Raw genomic sequence first — 17,318 nt, forward strand, 5'->3', positions numbered from 1 at the left:
CTCGGCTGATCACGATCGTGGGTGTCAGGCCGCAGCGGCTCTCGGCCGCGCAGGCTCGTCGGGTCGCGCTGGCCGCCCAGGGCTTCGCGGACGCACCCCACGCGGTGCCGACGATGCGTACCTTCGAACGCACCCTGGCCCGTACCGGAGTGCTGCAGGTCGACAGTGTCAACGTGTTGGCGCGGGCCCACCTGATGCCGCTCTACTCGCGGATGGGGCCCTACGACACCGGGCTGCTCGACCGGGCCAACCGGCACACGCACGCCAGCCCGCGTCGAGTCGTGGAGTACTGGGCCCACGTGCAGGCCTTCATGCCGGTCGAGCTCTGGCCGGTGATGCGGCACCGGATGGAGCACTACCGGGAGCAACGCGGCAAGTGGTGGAAGGTCGACGACGTCCGCTCCGAACAGACCGTGCTGGCGTTGGTGGCCGAGCGGGGACCGGTCACTGCTCGCGAGTTGGAGGCTGAGCTCGACGCCGGTCCGCGCTCGAAGCAGCACTGGGGCTGGAACTGGTCGGAGGCCCGGAAGGTGCTGGACCACCTCTATTCCAGCGGCCAGGTGGCGATTGCCGGGAGGACGTCCTCGTTCGAGGTCCGCTACGACCTGCCCGAGCGGGTCCTGCCCCGCGCGGTGCTGGAGGCGCCCACCCCCACGCCGCACGAAGCCGCGGTGGATCTGGTGCGCCGCGCCGCGGTCTCCCACGGTGTCGCCACGGCGAGCTGCCTGAGCGACTACTACCGGATGAACTGGCGCCGGCCCTCCGGGGTCGGGGCCGCCCAACCTGCGGTGGAGCAGCTGGTGGAGGAGGGAGTGCTCCAGCCGGTGGAGGTGGAGGGGTGGTCCCGCCCGGCGTGGCTGCACCGTGATGCCCGGCTCCCGCGGAGGGTGGCGGCACGGTCGCTGATCAGCCCCTTCGATCCCGTCGTGTGGCAGCGGGAGCGGGCCGAAGCGCTGTTCGACTTCACCTACCGGATCGAGATCTACACGCCCAAGGAGAAGCGGGTCCACGGCTACTACGTGCTCCCGTTCCTGCTCGGGGACCGCATCGTGGCGCGCGTCGACCTCAAGGCAGATCGGGCGTCCGGACGGTTGCTCGTGCAGGGCGCCTTCGGTGAGTCCGGGTATCCGGAGGAGACGGCCGTGGAGCTGGTTGCCGAGTTGCGGCGCCTCGCGGGATGGCTGGACCTCGACGAGGTCGTGATCGCCCCGAACGGCGATCTTGCGGTGGCCCTCGCGCGCGAGGTCGCCTGACCTGCGTGTCCCGTCCTGCCTGAGCACCACGCTGGCCGGAGTGGAAGCCACTCCGACGGTTCCCGGAGGCGCCGACGGCACTGGTTCGGGTCCGCTGGGCCGCGCGGGTAGCATTGCGGAGGTTGCGGGTGCCCCTGCCCGCCCTCAGACTTCAGTCCGAGTAGTCGATCAGAGAGTTTTTGCCCGTGCCTGCCTTTCTCGACAAGATCCTCCGCATCGGTGAGGGCAAGATCCTCAAGGAACTCGAAGTCATCGCCAAGGCGGTCAACCTCATCGAGGACGACTTCGTCACGATGAGCGATGAGGAGCTCCAGGGCATGACGCCCGAGTTCAAGAAGCGACTGGCCGACGGCGAGACGCTCGATGACATCCTTCCCGAGGCCTTCGCCACCGTGCGTGAGGCCTCGAAGCGCGTTCTGGGCCAGCGCCACTACGACGTGCAGATCATGGGTGGAGCCGCCCTGCACCGCGGCAACATCGCCGAGATGAAGACCGGTGAGGGCAAGACCCTCGTCGCGACCCTCCCGTCCTACCTCAACGCGCTCGCGGGCGAGGGCGTCCACGTGGTCACGGTCAACGACTACCTGGCCAAGTTCCAGTCGGAGATGATGGGGCGCATCTTCCACTTCCTGGGCATGACCACGGGCGTCATCCTGCCCAGCATGACCCCAGCGCAGCGCCGCGAGGCCTACGCCTGCGACATCACCTACGCGACCAACAACGAGCTCGGGTTCGACTACCTGCGTGACAACATGGCGTCGTCGTTGGAGCGGTGTGTCCAGCGCGGCCACGGCTTCGCCATCGTCGACGAGGTCGACTCCATCCTCATCGACGAGGCCCGCACCCCGTTGATCATCTCCGGTCCCACCCAGGACGAGGTGAAGTGGTACGCCGAGTTCGCCAAGATCGCGCGCACGATGGAGCGCGAGAAGGACTACGAGGTCGACGAGAAGAAGCGCACCGTCTCGGCACTCGAGGGCGCGATCACCAAGGTCGAGGACTACCTCGGCATCGACAACCTCTATGACTCGGTCAACACGTCGTTGATCTCGTTCATGAACAACTCGATCAAGGCCAAGGAGCTCTTCCGTCGCGACAAGGAGTATGTCGTGATGGACGGCGAGGTGAAGATCGTCGACGAGCACACCGGCCGGATCCTGGACGGGCGCCGCTACAACGACGGGCTGCACCAGGCGATCGAGGCCAAGGAGGCCGTGACCGTCCGCGAGGAGTACCAGACCCTCGCCACCGTCACCCTGCAGAACTTCTTCCGGCTCTACAAGAAGCTCGGCGGCATGACGGGTACCGCCATGACCGAGGCTTCTGAGTTCGACAAGATCTACAACCTCGGTGTGGTGCCGATCCCGACCAACAAGCCGCTGCTGCGCATCGACCAGCCCGACCTGGTCTACCGCACCGAGGAGGCCAAGTACGAGGCAGTGGTCGCCGACATCGCGAAGCGCAACAAGGCGGGTCAGCCGATCCTGATCGGAACCGTGTCGGTCGAGAAGTCCGAGCTGCTCTCCGGTCTGCTGCGCAAGTCCGGCGTGCCGCACACCGTCCTCAACGCCAAGCAGCACGACTCCGAGGCCAAGGTCGTCGCCCTGGCCGGCCACAAGGGCGCGGTGACCGTCGCGACCAACATGGCTGGACGAGGCACCGACATCATGCTCGGTGGTTCCGTCGAGTTCCTTGCCGACGAGGAGTTGCGCAACCAGGGCTTCGACCCGGTCGAAGCTCCGGAGGAGTACGACGCCGCGTGGCCCGCGATGCTCGAGAAGTACAAGGAGCAGGTCAAGGCCGAGCACGACGAGGTCAAGGAGCTCGGCGGTCTCTACGTGATCGGCACCGAGCGCCACGAGTCCCGCCGTATCGACAACCAGCTGCGTGGTCGTTCCGGTCGTCAGGGTGACCCGGGTGAGTCCCGCTTCTACCTGTCGCTGCAGGACGAGCTCATGCGCCTGTTCAAGTCGGACTGGGTCGACCGGGTGCTCCAGGTTCTCAAGGTCCCGGACGACCAGCCGATCGAGAACAAGCGGGTCACCGGGGCCATCGCCAACGCGCAGGGCCAGATCGAGTCGCAGAACTTCGAGTCCCGCAAGAACGTCCTCAAGTACGACGACGTGATGGACCGCCAGCGCAAGGTCGTCTACGACGAGCGCCGTCGGGTGCTCGAGGGCGCCGACCTCCAGGAGCAGATCTCCAACTTCGTGGACGACGTCGTCCAGGGCTACGTCACCGGTGCCACCGAAGGATTCTCGGAGGAGTGGGACCTCGACGCGCTGTGGACCGCGCTCAAGCAGCTCTACCCGATCTCCTTCACCTACGACTCGTTGATCGATGAGGTCGGCACCGTTGCGGCGCTCAGCCGGCAGGACCTGATCGAGCGGATCAGCAAGGACGCGCACGATGCCTACGCGGCCCGTGAGGCCGAGGTGGGATCGGAGAACATGCGCGATCTCGAGCGCCGAGTCATCCTCTCGGTGCTCGACCGCAGGTGGCGCGATCACCTCTACGAGATGGACTACCTGCGCGAGGGCATCTATCTTCGTGCCTATTCGCAGCGCGACCCGCTCGTCGAGTACCAGCGTGAAGGTTTCGACATGTTCGCCGCGATGATGGACGGCATCAAGGAGGAGGCCGTCGGCTTCCTCTTCAACCTCGAGGTCGAGATCGTCGAGGACGACGATGACGACGAGTTCGAGTTCGAGTTCGAGGGCGAAGGCGAGGATGAGGACGAGGCCGGCGGGCCCGTTCGCGTCGCGGCGCCCGGTCTCGAGGCGCAGGAGCCGACCGGCCTCACCTACTCCGGCCCGTCCGAGGACGGTGATCCGGAGCCCCAGGGCAACGCCACGGTCACCAACGCCGACGACCCCTACGCCAACGTGGGCCGCAACGACCTGTGCCCCTGTGGTTCGGGCAAGAAGTTCAAGCGCTGCCACGGAGCCGCTGGAGGCCCGACCGGGTTGACCACCCGGGTCAACGGCTGAGTCACGACGTACGCCTGAAACGACGGGCGGTCCGCTGCGGCGGACCGCCCGTCGTCGTCCTCGGCGGTCCCTCGACTCCAGCTCAGCCGAACTCGAGTGCTGTGCAACACCAGCGCTCGTCCCAGCGCTCGATCCGGGCGGCAAGGAACCGACTGCGTTTGCCGTGGCGGACCACGGCGCAGACCTCGACGGTGGCCGAGGTGAGGAAGCAGGTGCGGACACTCGCCACGTTGGGGCGCAGCGAGGTCGCGCGGACCCGACCCTGGCCGGCGCGATGGGCGCCGGCACGAGCGACGGCTGCCGCGCGGTAGGTGATCTCGGCGTGGATGTCCGAGGTGCACCAACGCACGAGCTGGCTCGTCGGGCGATCGCCGCAGATGGCTTCGACCACGGCTTGGAAGAAGGCGAGGCTCCAGCGCTGGACGTCGGTTGCGGTCCGCGGGTTGACCAGCACGACGTCAGCGCCGGCCCGCGCTGGCAAGCCACGGACGTCGGGCGGAGCCGTCACCGGAACCAGGTCGAGCGCCAGCGTCCCCTGCACGGAGTCCCGTGGCCGCGGTACGAGCGGAACCTTGGAGGTGTCACGCAACCTGTTCACGTCTGCTTCATCCTTCCTCCTCGCCGAGCTCGAGGCGTTGCCCCGGGCGGATCACGTCGGGGTCGTCCCCGATGACGTCGCGGTTGTGCCTCCAGATCTCGCGCCACGTGCGATCGAGCTGAGCATCGGTGGCGCCGGGGGAGTGCTCTCGGGCGATGGACCACAGCGTGTCCCCCGGGATGACCAGGACCGATGTCCCGGCAGGGCTCGTCCCGGCCCTGCCGGGGCCGGGACGGGGCCTCCCGGGTGCGTCCGCTTCGGGGCAGGATGAGGCATCAGCTGGGGAGTGGTGTCGGGGATGTCGGGCACCGTCATCCCCTCCAACGATGCGTACCCCGGTGCCCCCGGCGGGCCGATCGCCGAATCGGCCTGTGCGCCCAGCGGGACCCCGACGATCGCGAGACCGCAGGCGACCGCGATGCCTCGACGCAGCCAGACGGGGGCGCCCGCCCAGCGCAGCCCGGTGCTGCTCAGTGCACTCAGCAGCACCGTGGTGACGACGCCCCAGAGCCAGCCTGCGCAGGTGACGAGCACCAGCGCGCTGCTGGCCACCAACAGGTCGGCAAGGGACGCCTCGTCGGCGGAGACCCACGTGGCGAGGTCTGCTCGCAGAAGCTGCACCAGCCCCCACATCAGGGCACCGCACCCCAGCCACACCGCCAGGCACCGCTGCCGCGGTCGTGCTGCTTCCACCCGAGACCCCTCGATTGATGAGTTTGCCTATGTTTGCCTCAGTCAACGTGCGAACACTGCTGTATGTCAACGGTTGATCCACAGGCCCTTGACACTGGTTCGCCATCCGTCGAAGGTCGGACGCATGTCCTGGGAACGTCGCCTGTTCGCTCTCTTCGACGACCTCGAGGGGCAGGCCGATGGCCTTCTCGGCAGGGAGCGGGACTGGGAGGTCGTCGAGCAGGCACGTGCGGAGTACGCCTCGGTCGCCCTCGTCACCCGGCTCATGGCGAGCACGGGCAGGGAGGTCGACCTGCGGGTGCACGGCGTCGGAAGGATTTCCGGGCGCTTGCTGCGATGCACCGAGACGTGGAGCCTGCTGGAGCGGGCCGAGCAGGAGTGGGTCGTTCCCCATCGGGCGGTCGCGACGGCCGTTGGCCTCAGTGAGAGATCCCTGCACCCGGAGGCATGGCCGGTCACCGCGCGACTGGGGCTGGCCTCGGCCCTGCGGCGGCTTGCTGAGGACGAGGATGCGGCGACGGTCCTGCTGCTCGACGGCACCCGCCTCGAGGGCACCTGGGGTCGCGTCGGCCAGGACTTCGCCGAGCTCATGCCGGTCGGTGTCGAGGCATCATCCCATCAGCGGGCACCCCTGCTGGTGGCCCACCGAGCCATCGCCGCGCTGACCCGACGACCCGCGACCGTGTGGACGTGAGCCAGGGCTGGGTGCCCCAGTGCCCGCTGCCGGACCGGTCAGGTGGCCTCGACGTCGTACGGAGGCAGCTCGCCGACCGCCAGGGGGCGTGGCGCAGCGGTGGTGGCGGAAGCAGCCGCCGCCCGGTCGTCCTCGTCCATCGCCTCCTGGAGGTGCTTGCGCACCAACTCCCTCGGGTCGAGGTCGCGCAGCTCGAGGTCGGCGAACTCCGCCCCCAACTCATCGCGCAGGTTGTCGCGTGCCGAGTTGGAGAAGTTGCGCAGCTGCTTGATGATCCCCGCAGCCTGCTTGGCCAGTTCGGGCAGCTTGTCGGGTCCGAAGACGACGACGGCCACGAAGGCGATCACCGCCATCTCCGCCAGACCGACGCCGAACACGGCTCAGCTCAGAACCGGTTGGACGGGGTCAGGCCGAGCTGCATGCCAGCCAGGCCGCGGCCTCGGCCAGACAGGGTCGTGGCGATGCCCTCGAAGGAGCGGGCCGCGGGTGACGCGGGATCGGCGTTGACGATCGGCGTGCCCGCGTCGCCTCCTTCGCGCAGCGCGGTCTCGAGCGGAATCCGGGCGAGCACGGGGACGTCGTAGCCGAAACGCTGCGAGAGGGTCTCGGCGACGCGGTCGCCACCGCCGGAACCGAAGATCTCGAGTCGGTGCTCCTTGCCCTCGGGCGTGCAGTGCGGGCAGGGAGGAAGCTCATGTTCTCCACCACGCCGATGACACGCTGGTGCATCATCGAGGCCATGGTGCCGGCCCGCTCCGCAACCTCGGCTGCGGCCTCCTGCGGAGTCGTCACCACGATGACCTCGGCGTTGGGGAGGTGCTGGCCCAGGGAGATCGCCACGTCCCCGGTGCCCGGGGGAGGTCGAGCAGGAGCGCGTCGAGGTCTCCCCAGTAGACGTCGGAGAGCATCTGCACGAGGGCGCGGTCGAGCATGGGGCCGCGCCATGCGACGACCTGGTCGCGGCGCGGCTTCAGCATGCCGATCGAGATCACGGAGACACCCGAGTCGGTCGGGACCGGCATGATGAGGTCCTCGACCTGGGTGGGGCGCGAGTCGCCCACCCCCATCATCGCCGGCACGGAGTGGCCATAGATGTCGGCGTCGACGATGCCGACCTTGAGACCCTGGTTGGCCAGCGCCAGTGCGAGGTTGACGGTGACCGACGACTTGCCGACGCCGCCCTTGCCGCTCGCGACGGCATACACCTTGGTGAGGGAGCCGGGCTGGGCGAACGGGATCTCCCGCTGCGCCTGGCCGCCTTGGAGCACCTCGCGCAGTCCGGCGCGCTGCTCGTCGGTCATCACACCCAGTTGCAGGTCCACACCGGTCACTCCCGGGACTCGGGAGACCGCGGCGGTGACGTCGCGATTGATGGTGTCCTTCAACGGACAACCGGCCACGGTCAGCAACACCGTGAGCGACACGGTGCCGTCATCGCCGAGCTCGACGCGATCCACCATGTTGAGTTCGGTGATCGGCCGCTTGATCTCCGGGTCGTTCACGGTCGCCAGAGCGGCGTTGACCTGCTCAAGGGTGGGGGTGCTCATGATGGTCGAGTCTACGTGGCAGGGGGGTTCCGGCCCGATTCGGGCTGCTCATCCTCGACACGGGCACGCTCATCGAGATCGGCAAGCAGGGAGCGCAGCTCCGAGCGGATGAAGTCACGGGTCGCGACCTCACCGACTGCCATCCGCAGCGACGCCACCTCACGGGCGAGGAACTCCATGTCGGCATGGGCTCGCGCATTGACCTGGCGGTCCTGTTCAGCGATCACCTTGTCGCGCATCTCCTGCCGGTTCTGGGCCAGCAGGATCAGGGGCGCGGCATAGGAGGCCTGCAGACTGAGCATCAACGTCAAGAAGATGTAGGGGTACTCGTCGAACGCCTGCCCCTCCGGAGCAACGGCGTTCCAGATCAACCAGACGGCCACGAAGAGGGTCATGTAGAGCAGGAATCGCGCGGTGCCCATGAAACGCGCGAACTCCTCGGCGAAGACGCCGACCGTCTCCGAGTCGTAGGAGGGCGCCGCAGCACCCGTCGGCCGAGTTCGCGGGGAGTGTCCAAGCGGGTACGTCGCTGCTCAGCCAAGGTGATCACCACCCACTTCGGTGTCGCGCCAGTTCTCGGGAAGCATGTGGTCCAGCAGGTCGTCCACGGTCACTGCGCCGAGCAGCCGCCCGTCGGGATCGACGACGGGCGAGGCAACCAGGTTGTAGCGGGCCAGGTGTGCGGCGACCTGGTCGATGCCCATGTCGGGCCGCAGCGGGTCGAGCGAGTCGTCGAGTGCGCCCGCCACCAAGGTGGACGGAGGTTCCCGGAGCAGACGCTGGATGTGCGCGACTCCCAGCAGTTTGCCCGTGGGTGGTTCCAGAGGCGGTCGGCAGACATAGACGAGGGCCGCGAGTGACGTGGTCAGGTCGGGGTTGCGCACCCGGGCGAGGGCATCGGCGATCGTTGCGTCCGGGGAGAGAATCACCGGCTCGACGGTCATCATCGCGCCTGCGGTGTGGTCGGCGTAGGACAGCAGGCGCTTCACGTCCTCGGCGTCCTCGGGCTCCATCAGTTCCAGCAGTTGGGCCGCTTGCTCGGGCGGCAGCTCGGCGATGAGGTCGGCGGCGTCGTCGCGCGACATCTCCTCGAGCACGTCGGCGGCACGCTCTGAGTCGAGCACGCCGAGGATCTCGACCTGGTCCTCCTCGGGAAGCTCCTCGAGGACCTCAGCGAGTCGCTCGTCATCGAGTGCCGAGGCCACGGCGATCCGCCGGTCGCGGGGGAGGTCATGGATGACGTTGGCCGCGTCGGCGGGCCGCATGGTGGCCAAGGTGCCGAGGAGTTGCGTGGCGCCCTGCCCCGGAGCCGGGGCAGTGAGGCCCACGACCTCGTTCCACTCCAGCACGTGGGTCTGGCCACGGCGCCTTCGCAGGCCCCGACCGGGTTCGACGAGAGCGACCCGGCTGAGCACCCAGTCGCGGTTGCGCGCCTGCTCCATCGCCACGTCGTAGATGTGACCCGTCACGTCGGACGCACGCACCCGCACCTCACGGTCGAGGAGCTCGCCCATAACGAGTGCCTCCGTGGGGCGCAGCTCGAAGCGGCGCATGTTGACGAGTCCGGTGGTCGACACGTGCCCGTTGTCGATGTGTGTGACGCGGGTCATCGGCACGAAGATCCGGCGCCGGGCGAAGACCTCCACCACCATTCCGAGGACGCGCGGTTGGCTGACGCCCGACCACAACGACACGACGAAGTCGCGTACCTTGCCAACCTGGTCACCCTGGGGGTCGAAGAGGGGCAGCCCGACCAGGCGGGCCACGAAAACTCGGGTGGGGGCGACGCTCACGGGGCAACGGTAGCGTCCCGGGTGGCCGTGGCCGGCCACCCGCTCCGGTAGTCTCGCGGCGTCCTGTCGACCCAGCCCGGAGGAATCTCGATGGCCGTGCCTCACCGTTCCGTCGGTGCTGCCCTCAGCGGCGTCGCCATCGACGACAACGGCATCACGGCGACCGCGCGAGACGAGCTCGTCCTCGACCTGCTGGTCGACGGCCGTCGGGTCTGGTCCTTCTGGCTCCACCGCGACGGCGAGCGCCGGGGCGCGGCGAGCTTCGTGGAGTGGCCACCCGCGCTGCGGCGTTTCCTCAACGGTACGGCGACTCTCGCGTTGGTCGAGCACGCCACCGGCGAGATGCACCACGAGGCGGAGGTGCGGCTGGGAAGCGGCGCCGGACGGATCCAGGTGGTGACCGAGGACGGCAAGCCCGCAGGGTTGGACAAGTCCAACCGCCTGGCACAGACCTTCGACACGCGGAGCGCCGAGCACGTCGCTCCGTTGCTCGACTCGATCGAGGAGGTTCTCGAGGCGCTGCGTACCGCGGGCATCGAGGCGTTCCCCGCCTACGGCACGCTTCTCGGTGCAGTCCGTGGCGGGAAGCTCATCGGTCACGACTCCGATGCCGACATCGGCTACGTCAGCCGCCACAGCCACCCGGTCGACGTGGTGCGTGAGTCCTACAAGGTCCAGCGCCGCTTGGCCGAGATGGGCTATGCCATCACCCGCTACAGCGGCGCCGCCTTCAAGGTCGACGTCGCTGAGGGGGACGGCTCCGTGCGCGGGCTCGACGTCTTCGGCGGATTCCTCACCGAGGACTCCCACCTGGTGCTGATGGGGGAGATCCGCACTCCCTTCAAACGCGAGTGGATCTTCCCGCTCGGCACGACGACGCTGGAGGGCCGCACCCTGCCAGCTCCGGCCGACACCGACAGGTTCCTCAGTGCCACCTATGGTCCGCACTGGCGCACGCCGGATCCCGCCTTCCACTTCGAGACGCCGGAGACCACGCACCGACGACTCAACGGCTGGTTCCGCGGCACCCGGGCAGGACGCGATGGCTGGGACCGGGTCTGGTCACGTGCCGCGCGCGAGGGAGCGGAGCTGACAGACGTGTCGGACGTCGTGGCGTGGATCGACGCGGCGGGCCCAGCACCGGCACACGTCGTCGATCTCGGCTGCGGCCGCGGCGAGGTCGTCGATGCCTTCGCGCGTCGTGGCGTCCCCGGAGTCGGACTCGACTACTCGCCGCGAGGATTCGCCCGGCTGGCTGCGGAGGCAGCTGCCGGCGGACTGCCGGCTTCCTATCGTGCTTTCAACCTCCTGGAGCTGCGCCAGGTGCTCAGCACGGGCGCCGATCTCGCCCGACTGCCCGGTCCTCGGGTGGTGCTGGCCCGCAACCTCGCCGACGTCACCACGCCGACGGGCCGCGACCATCTCTGGCGCCTGGCGCAGATGCTGTTGCGCGACGGCGGGCGGTTGCATCTCGAGTTCCAGGTGAACGCGACCGAGGGGCCCAGCGCGAAGGTGCGCCTGCAACGGCCCCTGCGGGCCCAACGGATACGCAAGGACCTGGCAGCTCGCGGCGGCCGGGTGGTCGCCGAGTCCCAGATGGACGTCGCGGCGCCCACCGCACCGCAGGACCCCGCTGAGGCGGGCACATACCGAATCGCTCGATGGGTGGTCGAATGGCAATGAAGACGGAAGACCTGCGTACGGCGGTCGCGCGCGGTCGCGCGAAGGTCAGGCGGGTGGTCGGCGCTCGCGTCGACACCGAGCGGTTGGCGGCCCGGGTCACGGAGCTGGAGGCCGAGGTGCAGGAGTGCCGCCAGCTCAACCTGCGCCTGGCCGAGCTCACCGACCTGGTGCAGGAGCTACTGCTCCCCGTGGCGCAGCGCGACGAGGAGAAGCTGGCTGCCCTGGTCTCCAAGTACTCCAGCCAGCTGGGCTGAGCCCCGACCACAGGGGCGCACCTGCGCGCAGCGGTGGCCCCGGGTGATCAGGTGCCGTTGTTGCTGGCCGCGGGGGCGCCCCGCCAGCTGACGTGCTGAGCCCACCCGAAGGCACTCCCGGTCACCGATGGCAGTCGCAGGGCGGTGAGCACCACGTTGGCCAACGACGCGTTGCGCACCGTGGCCACACCGTTGGGGACCTGGTCGGCCGACTTCTTCAGGTGCGGGTTGAGGGCGAAGAGATCGCTGCCTGCCGGCATGCCCAGCCCCGGTCCCCAGAGGAAGAACGGGACGGTGTGGTTCTGACGGTCGGAGCCGTTGGAGTGCGCCTTCTTGTGGCCTCCGTTGGCCGATGTCAGCACGACCAGGGTGCTGCCCCGCAGGTGGGACTGGTTGGCGACGAGCTTGAGAAGTCGGCCGACCTGCTTGTCGGCGGCGGCCACGGACTTCCGCCACTTCTTCGACGCGAACCCGGAGGAGTGCCCGGCCTGGTCGGGAGCAGTGAGGTGCACGAAGGTCAGGCTGTCCGGTGACGACTTGAGTCGCTTCCGCGCAGCGGTCACGACCTTGGCGGGCTTCGCCTTGGCCTTGCGAACACTGAACTTCTGCCTGCCGTTGTCCAGGCCTTGCGTGTCCCGGGCCCCGTTGCCGGCGTTCCACGAGTTGAGCGTCTTGTTGAACTGGGCGTCCATCGTGAAGGCGGACGTGCTGCGGCCGTTGTCGTGCGCCACGTCGAAGATGCTGGGCACGTAGCCGCCGGCCTTCTGGTGGACGGTCTTCTTGACCTTCTCCTTCTTGATCCCGTGCCCGCCGCCGGCCTTCTTCGCCGGTCGGCCGGTGACGATGGAGACCTGGTTGGGCAGTCCCAGCGTGGAGTCGGCCACCGTGTGGGCGTTCGTGGTGGTGACGCCCTCGCGCATCATCTTGTTCAGCGCGGGCAGCTTCGCCGCGTTCTTGCGCACATAACCGGCACGCAGTCCGTCGACGGAGATGGCGATGACCCGCTTGACGGGAGATGCCTGCTCACGCGCGGGCGCGACGTACACGTCGGCGTAGACGAGGGGATGGTCGCTGGCCTTCTTCACCGCGGCCGTGCGCAGGCGCTGGTGGTTGGAGAACGTGACGTCGGTGGTGCCGAAGATCCAGTCCACGCCCATGGGGCTGGGGGTCACGCACTTGTTGGCCGAGGTGACCCCACCCGGACCTGCTGCCTGGAGCGGAGCCTTGCGCTGGAACTGACAGAAGACCTTCTTCTGCTCGTTGAGATCTCCCATCACGAAGACCGGGATGGCGGGATTCTGCGCACGCAGGTTCTTCACCATCGCCATCTGGAGCTGGCGGGCTTCGTTGCGATGGGCCTGGGGACCGACGACCTTGGCTGCGTTGTGGAAGTTCGACACCCAGACCTGCTGACCGGTGGCGATCCGTTCGAGCAGCAGCACCGGCATCTGGATCCGACTGACGACCTGCTTGCCGTTCTGCTTCTTGAACCCGTAGGGAATGGCAAGCGTCTGCGCAGTCACCAGGTTCCATTCGCTCTTGCGCCACGCGATGGAGTTGTGCATTGCGGCAGCCGACAGCTGATTGCCCGGATACAGGCCGTAGGTGTCGCCGGTGAGACGGAGGAACTCCGCGTACTGCGGGGCCTGCATCTCCTGGAAGCCCAGCAGGCCGAGATCGCTGTTCCTGATCGCCTTGACCGCGTGCCCCATCCGCACGGTGCTCTTCGCGAAGTTCTTCCGCTTCGGTGGATTCCCATCGGTGTGTCCGGCGCCCAGCAGGTTGAAGGTCGCGATCCGGAAGGTCGTGGCCTGCTCGGGCGCCGACGGTGTGGAGTCGTTTGCGTTGTTCGGCACTGCCGTCGAGACGCTCGTGGTGAGAAACGGGGCCAGGAGGGCGACGGCACCGACGACGACCAGTCGACGGCGGGTACGGCGCGGGCGGACCCGCCCGGCGATCCGGGCGGTCCGCTCGGAGAATCGCGACATGTTACTGCTCCAGAGGTGATCGTCCACGACGACACGCCCGTTTGTCGGCACTATCGTCAGGTCCGGACGAGTGTGACACAGATGGGGCTGGTGTGACAGGTGATCTTCGGGGAACGGGCCGATCGGGTGGCGGCTCCTGGCCGGTTAGACTGCCTCGACTTCGAGATCGGCCCTGGCGGATCTCTCGGACCGGTCGGATGAGCAGGGGTGGAGATGGGTCAGCGTCTGGTGCTGCACATCGGCGCGATGAAGACCGGGACGAGTTTCCTCCAGTCCATCCTCAATGCCCATGTCGATGAACTCGACGCCGCAGGAGTCCGCTTCCTCGGCGGGAAGTTCGGCGTCCAGTCCCGTGCGGTCCGCGACGTACTCGAGCTGCCCCGCAAGCCCAAGCGCAACACCCGCGGTTGGCGCAGGCTGGTGAAGGAGCTGCGGTCCCACCCGGAGCACACGGGCATCGTGTCGATGGAGTTCCTCAGCTTCGCCGCGCCCCGGCATCTCGAGGCCCTCTTCGCTCCGCTCGCCGACATCGACGTCGATGTCGTGCTCACCGTCCGTGACATGCACCGGGTCATCCCGGCGCAGTGGCAGACCTACACGCGCAACTTCGGCACCGAGTCGTGGAGTGACTACCAGTCCGCGATCCGACCGCAGCGCGTCCGGCCCGGGGGCTCCAGCCGGGCACGCCACACGTTCGACAGGGCGCAGGGAATCGAACGCATCCTCGATCGGTGGTCGAGGGTCGTGCCGCGCGAGCGCATCGCCGTGATCACGGTGCCTGACCCGGACGCGCCACGCGACCTGCTGTGGCGGCGCTTCGTCGAGGCAGCGGGGCTGCCGGAGCTCGACGTCTCCCTCGACGGTACGCGCGACAACGCCTCGGTCGGCTACGGGAGTTGCGACGTCCTGCGCCAGCTCAACCAGCACCTCGACGATGTCCGACCGCGTGCCTACCGCAGGGTCATGCGGCCGCTCATCAACGAGGTCCTGGCACCGTTGCGCGGCTCCGAGAGCAAGCCGCAGCTCGACCGCCGTACGGCGCGCTACGCGACTGAGCGCAACCATCAGCTGCGGACCCTGATCCAGGACCGTGGGCACCGGTTCATCGGGGAGCTCGACGAACTGCCGGTCGGTACCGAAGGCGGTGCTCCACCACGCAAGAGCCCGCCCCCAGCAGCTGCCGAGGTGCGCCGGGCACTCGATGCGCTCGCCGGGCGCCTCGGCGTGTCGGGTCTGCCTGAGGACGCCGATGGCGCGGTCCGGCAGGTCGCTCGTGGGCTGCGTCGCGCCAACGATTGGAGCTGAGCGCGTGAGCAGGCGCGTGTATCTCCACATCGGTCTCCTGAAGACGGCCACCACCTTCCTCCAGGAAGCGCTGTGGGTCCACAAGCAGGCGTTGGGGGAGCGCGGCCTGCTGGTGCCGGGCCGACACCGTCGCCGGCACCTGATCTCCTCACTCGACCTCCGTGAGGATCCGAAGCTTGCCCGCCGCTCCGGTGACGTCGCCCAGCCGTGGCAGGACCTCGTGGACGAGATCCAGCAATGGGCCGGCCCGACCGCAGTGATCAGCCATGAGTTCTTCGCTCCGGCCGCCGTCCCGCACATCCGTCGGGCCCTGGAATCCTTCCCGGGCTCCGAGCTCCACGTCGTCATCACCGCACGCGTGCTCACCGAGCTGGCTCCCTCCTTGTGGCAGGAGTGGGTGAAGAACGGCGGCAAGCTCGACATCGACACCTACCTCGAACCCGGCGAACCCGATCCGCACGACGAGTGGGGGTGGGCGGCCTTCGATCTTGCCGACGTGTTGCGGCGTTGGGGGTCGGTGATCCCCCACGACCGGATCCACGTCCTGCCGATGCGGGCGGACCACAGCAGACGCACGGAGATCTGGGACCGCTTCCTCGACACGATGGGCATCGACGGCACCGGACTGGTTCCGCCCGAGGAGGCTGCCAATGTCAGTCTGGGGGTGGTCCAGGTCGAGAGCCTGCGCCGGATCAACGCGGAGTTGATGGACTTCAACACCGCTGGCGATCGGAGCCACTGGATCCGCAGCTATCTCGCCCATGGTGGGGTGATGCCCAACGAGCGGGAGCGTTTCAGGCCCGGCGCCGAGCGCTGGACCGATCTGGTCGAGCGATCGCTGGAGGCAGTCCGTCTGCTCGAGTCCGAGGGGTACGACGTCCGGGGAGAGCTCGACGCCCTGCGACCTCCCGACGAACCGCCGTCGGTCCGTCACCCTTCAGAGGTGGGCAACGCTGAGATGCTCGAAACGGCGACGAGGACGATCGCGGCAATGCTCACAGATGTGCGTTCTCGGAATCAGGCCAACAAAGCACTCAAGCGGCAACTGGAAGTCGTGAGTGAGCCCCCTCGCGTGTAGGGTTCGCAGCAAAATTGCTGGGCCGGGGGAACCGCTGAAGTGGGGGATGGAACACCATGAAGTTCATCGCTGCGTGGGGGGAGCGATCTCGCTCGTCCTCGCCTCGATCGCGCTGCCGACGGGCGCCACGGCGTCCGTGTCGCTCGACCAGTCGGTGGTCCAGACGGCCAAGGCCGACACTGTGGTGACCGGTGCTTCGATCGCAGCCAAGACGGCTGCCAAGAAGAAGTGGCGGCCCAAGCAGGGCGCCTCCTTCAACGTCCCACGTGCGGGGGTCGCTTCCGCACAGTGGACCAACGAGAAGCGGATCCTCAAGGCCATCAACAACACGAAGAAGGGTGCGGAGATCCGCATCGCGACCTTCTCACTCGACCGCCACCCGGTCGCCGATGCCCTGATCGCCGCCAAGAAGCGGGGGTGCGCGTGCAGATCCTGCTCAACGACCACCAGCAGAACCCGGCAATGCAGCGCCTCTACAAGGCGCTGGGCAAGAAACCGAAGAAGAACAAGAGCTTCGCCTACCGCTGCAAGGGCGGCTGCCGCTCCAGCTTCGAGAACCTCCACACCAAGTTCTACGTCTTCTCCAAGACCGGCGCGGCCAAGCAGGTCGTGATGCTCGGTTCCCACAACTTGACGGCCAATGCGGCGATCAACCAGTGGAACGACCTCTTCGTGGTCCGGGACAAGGCGAAGGTCTACGACCCGTTCATCAAGCTCTTCAACCAGATGCGCAAGGACAAGAAGGCCAAGCCGCAGTACTGGCTGGCCAAGATGTCCAAGAGGTTCCAGCTCGAGGTCCTGCCCTATCCCAAGTTCAGCGCCAAGAACGACCCGATGATGAAGAACCTCAACAAGGTGAAGTGCAACGGCGCCAAGGGATCGCCCGGTGGTGTCAAGGGGCGCACCATGGTGCGGGTCAACATGCATGCCTGGAACACCAAGCGCGGCGTCTGGCTGGCCAAGAAGGTGCGCCAGCTCCACGCGCAGGGCTGCGACGTGAAGGTGATGTACGGGACCGCGAGCGCGACGGTTCGCGCCGAGTTCGCCAAGCAGACCAAGCGCGGTCCGCTTCGGGTCCACGTCGACGGCTACGACACCAATGCAGACGGCCTCATCGACCTCTACGGTCACCTGAAGGTGCTCACCATCGCCGGCAACTGGAACGGCGACAAGAGCGCGCGCTACACGTGGACCGGCTCCAGCAACTGGGGCAACTCCGGTCTGCGCGGCGACGAGATCATCTTCCGGATCAAGGGCAACACGCAGATGCGCAAGTACAACAAGCAGTTCAACTACATGTGGAAGAACGGCTCGCACCTCGCGAAGTACATCGACTATGGCAAGGGAGTCTCCCCGCGCCTGGCTCCGCCGCCCAAGGCAGCCGGGCCGGCCTGGGAAGACGACTGAGTCCCGAGGCACCGACTCGGTCCCGCGACCTCGGC

The 17,318-nt window shown here is 67.8% G+C and carries 16 protein-coding genes and 1 pseudogene; 8 read left to right on the forward strand and 9 right to left on the reverse strand.

Going from position 1 to position 17,318, the window contains the following annotated elements; translation table 11 throughout:
• Nucleotides 1-17: 17 nt before the first annotated feature.
• Both L1066_RS20005 and secA read left to right on the forward strand, forming a co-directional pair.
• On the forward strand, nt 18-1,253 hold the full coding sequence (locus L1066_RS20005; protein ID WP_235737946.1) for a winged helix-turn-helix domain-containing protein: 1,236 nt from the start codon (nt 18-20) through the stop codon (nt 1,251-1,253).
• Between the two features lie 185 nt (nt 1,254-1,438).
• The gene (gene secA, locus L1066_RS20010) at nt 1,439-4,243 is read left to right on the forward strand and encodes a preprotein translocase subunit SecA (protein WP_235737947.1); all 2,805 of its coding nucleotides are present in this window, start codon (nt 1,439-1,441) and stop codon (nt 4,241-4,243) included.
• An 82-nt stretch (nt 4,244-4,325) separates the two neighbouring features.
• On the opposite strand, the gene L1066_RS20015 is transcribed toward secA, so the two are convergent.
• Together L1066_RS20015 and L1066_RS20020 are read right to left on the reverse strand one after the other, a co-directional pair.
• Nucleotides 4,326-4,841, reverse strand: a complete 516-nt coding sequence (locus L1066_RS20015) for an Rv3235 family protein (RefSeq protein WP_235737948.1) — start codon at nt 4,839-4,841, stop codon at nt 4,326-4,328.
• A gap of 51 nt (nt 4,842-4,892) precedes the next feature.
• Nucleotides 4,893-5,534, reverse strand: coding sequence for a hypothetical protein (locus L1066_RS20020; RefSeq protein ID WP_235737949.1), 642 nt, complete (start codon nt 5,532-5,534; stop codon nt 4,893-4,895).
• Between the two features lie 124 nt (nt 5,535-5,658).
• Here L1066_RS20020 and L1066_RS20025 point away from each other — a divergent pair, with 124 nt between their 5' ends.
• Nucleotides 5,659-6,228 (forward strand): hypothetical protein, encoded by a 570-nt coding sequence (locus tag L1066_RS20025; protein WP_235737950.1) that lies wholly within the window; start codon nt 5,659-5,661, stop codon nt 6,226-6,228.
• 38 nt (nt 6,229-6,266) lie between these two features.
• Here the strand turns inward: L1066_RS20025 and L1066_RS20030 are convergent, their stop codons facing one another.
• From L1066_RS20030 to L1066_RS20055, 5 genes and pseudogenes are all read right to left on the reverse strand, one after another.
• Nucleotides 6,267-6,605, reverse strand: a complete 339-nt coding sequence (locus L1066_RS20030; protein ID WP_235737951.1) for a sec-independent translocase — start codon at nt 6,603-6,605, stop codon at nt 6,267-6,269.
• An 8-nt stretch (nt 6,606-6,613) separates the two neighbouring features.
• Nucleotides 6,614-6,868, reverse strand: a complete 255-nt coding sequence (locus tag L1066_RS28905) for a P-loop NTPase (RefSeq protein ID WP_235737974.1) — start codon at nt 6,866-6,868, stop codon at nt 6,614-6,616.
• 98 nt (nt 6,869-6,966) lie between these two features.
• Nucleotides 6,967-7,775 (reverse strand): annotated as a pseudogene (locus tag L1066_RS20045) (P-loop NTPase); the annotation flags it as partial.
• 11 nt (nt 7,776-7,786) lie between these two features.
• A complete protein-coding gene (locus L1066_RS20050; RefSeq protein ID WP_312008338.1) occupies nt 7,787-8,197 on the reverse strand; it encodes a DUF1003 domain-containing protein in 411 nt (136 codons plus the stop codon).
• A gap of 111 nt (nt 8,198-8,308) precedes the next feature.
• On the reverse strand, nt 8,309-9,568 hold the full coding sequence (locus L1066_RS20055) for a magnesium transporter MgtE N-terminal domain-containing protein (protein ID WP_235737953.1): 1,260 nt from the start codon (nt 9,566-9,568) through the stop codon (nt 8,309-8,311).
• 90 nt (nt 9,569-9,658) lie between these two features.
• Here L1066_RS20055 and L1066_RS20060 point away from each other — a divergent pair, with 90 nt between their 5' ends.
• Nucleotides 9,659-11,251, forward strand: a complete 1,593-nt coding sequence (locus tag L1066_RS20060) for a LicD family protein (RefSeq protein ID WP_235737954.1) — start codon at nt 9,659-9,661, stop codon at nt 11,249-11,251.
• Complete coding sequence (locus L1066_RS20065) at nt 11,248-11,505, forward strand: DUF6752 domain-containing protein (RefSeq protein ID WP_235737955.1); 258 nt, start codon at nt 11,248-11,250, stop codon at nt 11,503-11,505. Before L1066_RS20060 ends, L1066_RS20065 begins: the two co-directional genes overlap by 4 nt.
• Nucleotides 11,506-11,552: 47 nt before the next feature.
• On the opposite strand, the gene L1066_RS20070 is transcribed toward L1066_RS20065, so the two are convergent.
• Nucleotides 11,553-13,493, reverse strand: a complete 1,941-nt coding sequence (locus tag L1066_RS20070) for an alkaline phosphatase family protein (RefSeq protein WP_235737956.1) — start codon at nt 13,491-13,493, stop codon at nt 11,553-11,555.
• Between the two features lie 213 nt (nt 13,494-13,706).
• Here L1066_RS20070 and L1066_RS20075 point away from each other — a divergent pair, with 213 nt between their 5' ends.
• Together L1066_RS20075 and L1066_RS20080 are read left to right on the forward strand one after the other, a co-directional pair.
• Nucleotides 13,707-14,798, forward strand: coding sequence for a hypothetical protein (locus L1066_RS20075; RefSeq protein ID WP_235737957.1), 1,092 nt, complete (start codon nt 13,707-13,709; stop codon nt 14,796-14,798).
• A 4-nt stretch (nt 14,799-14,802) separates the two neighbouring features.
• Nucleotides 14,803-15,876: a hypothetical protein gene (locus tag L1066_RS20080; protein ID WP_235737958.1), complete on the forward strand. Its 1,074-nt coding sequence runs from the start codon at nt 14,803-14,805 to the stop codon at nt 15,874-15,876.
• A 63-nt stretch (nt 15,877-15,939) separates the two neighbouring features.
• Here L1066_RS20080 and L1066_RS20085 read toward each other — a convergent pair whose 3' ends face one another.
• A complete protein-coding gene (locus L1066_RS20085; protein WP_235737959.1) occupies nt 15,940-16,323 on the reverse strand; it encodes a hypothetical protein in 384 nt (127 codons plus the stop codon).
• Between L1066_RS20085 and L1066_RS20090 the strand changes: the two genes are divergently transcribed.
• Nucleotides 16,294-17,283: a phospholipase D-like domain-containing protein gene (locus L1066_RS20090; protein WP_235737960.1), complete on the forward strand. Its 990-nt coding sequence runs from the start codon at nt 16,294-16,296 to the stop codon at nt 17,281-17,283. The two genes, L1066_RS20085 and L1066_RS20090, sit on opposite strands and share 30 nt — an antisense overlap.
• The last annotated feature ends 35 nt before the right edge of the window (nt 17,284-17,318 follow it).

This window comes from Nocardioides alcanivorans (assembly GCF_021555175.1).
Classification (GTDB): domain Bacteria; phylum Actinomycetota; class Actinomycetes; order Propionibacteriales; family Nocardioidaceae; genus Nocardioides; species Nocardioides alcanivorans.